This is a genomic window from Collinsella sp. 4_8_47FAA, from assembly GCF_000763055.1.
Classification (GTDB): Bacteria; Actinomycetota; Coriobacteriia; order Coriobacteriales; family Coriobacteriaceae; genus Collinsella.
Map to the genome: position 1 here is coordinate 1 of NZ_KN214151.1, position 1368 is coordinate 1368.

At 69.0% G+C, this 1368-nt stretch carries 2 protein-coding genes; both read left to right on the forward strand.

The annotated features are described in order from the left end of the window. Positions 1-61 precede the first annotated feature (61 nt). Entirely contained in the window at positions 62-559 is a 498-nt protein-coding gene (locus HMPREF9463_RS10175; RefSeq protein ID WP_035138982.1) for a helix-turn-helix domain-containing protein, read from the forward strand. 20 nt (positions 560-579) lie between these two features. After that, the coding region (locus HMPREF9463_RS10180) for an IS3 family transposase (protein WP_084591889.1) at positions 580-1368 on the forward strand (789 nt) is incomplete at its 3' end.

Here is a 1368-nt window from a genome sequence, read left to right on the forward strand (position 1 = left end):
CCACAAAGGTGCCTGTGAACTGCCTCCCATTTCTTGGACATCGGGAAATGGGAGGTTTTCCATGAGTATAGACCTCAGGGTGAAGCACGACCTGGAGTCCAGGAGGCGGGCCGTCGAGCTCTTCGACGCCGGCGTCGGCTGCAAGCCGGCGGCCGAGGCCCTGTCCGTCCCCCGCGAGACCGTGAGAGAATGGCAGTGGGTATACCGGGCGTTCGGAAGCGAGGCGCTGCTGTCCATGGGCGGGAAACAATCCAGGTACACATTCGAGCAGAGGGTCGCCGCGGCGTCGGCCGTGGTCGACGGCGGGATGGCGAAGGCCGACGCTATGGCCGAGTTCGGGATCAGGTCGAAGTCCCCGCTGGAGCGCTGGTGCAGGCTCTACCGCGAGGGCGGCGCCGAGGCGCTGCGGCCCCGCCCGAAGGGCAGGCCGAGGGGGTCGAGGTCGAAACCCCGGGCCCGCACCCGCGAGCAGGAGGTCGAGGAGCGCTGCCGCAGGCTCGAGGCCGAGGTCGCCTACCTAAAAAAATTGCGCGCCCTGGTCGAGCGGGACGGGCTCTGACCAGGGCGGCGGCCGAGGCTGTGAGGGCGCTGAGGGCGGAGGGGCACTCCCTGCGCCACCTGCTGGAGTGCTCGGGGCTCAGGAGGTCGACCTACTACTACGCGCTGGCGCACCCGCGGAGGCCGACCAGGCCCGAGCTGCGCGACGCCGCGGCCGAGATATTCTCGCGCACCGCCAACGGCTGCGGGCACCGGCAGATAGCCATGTGCCTGCGCGCCGAGCTGGGCGCGGTCGTGGCCGACAAGACCGTGCTCAAGATGATGCGCGAGATGGGCATCCGGTGCGGGATACGCCGCCGGGGCTCCCGCCGCCGGTACAGCTCCTACAGGGGGCTCGTGGGGAGCACGTTCGAGAACGTCATCGCGAGGGACTTCGGCGCCGAGGGGCCGTGGCAGAAGCTCGGCACCGACGTCACCGAGTTCAAGGTGGCCGGCGCCAAGGCCTACTGGGCCCCGGTGCTCGACTTCTGCACGAAGGAGATCGTGGCGAGCGACATATCGACCTCGCCGGACCTCGCCCAGCAGCACAGGATGCTCGACCGGCTCCTCGAGGCCCTGCCCGACGGGGCGGCGCCGACCATGCACTCGGACATGGGCTGGCAGTACCAGCACGAGTCCTACGCCTCCAGGCTGGAGGGGGCGGGCATCACCCAGAGCATGTCGCGCAAGGGGAACTGCATCGACAACGCCGCCACCGAGCAGCTCTTCGGCCACGTGAAGGACGAGTTCTACCGCGGCAGGGAGTGGGGCAGCTTCGGGGACTTCAAGCGCGACCTGGAGGAGTACATAGACCATTGGAACACGCGGCGC

Excerpts from the sequence above, each read along its gene's own strand:
- HMPREF9463_RS10175 (WP_035138982.1), top strand. The coding sequence starts at position 62 with ATGAGTATAGACCTCAGGGTGAAGCACGACCTGGAGTCCAGGAGGCGG.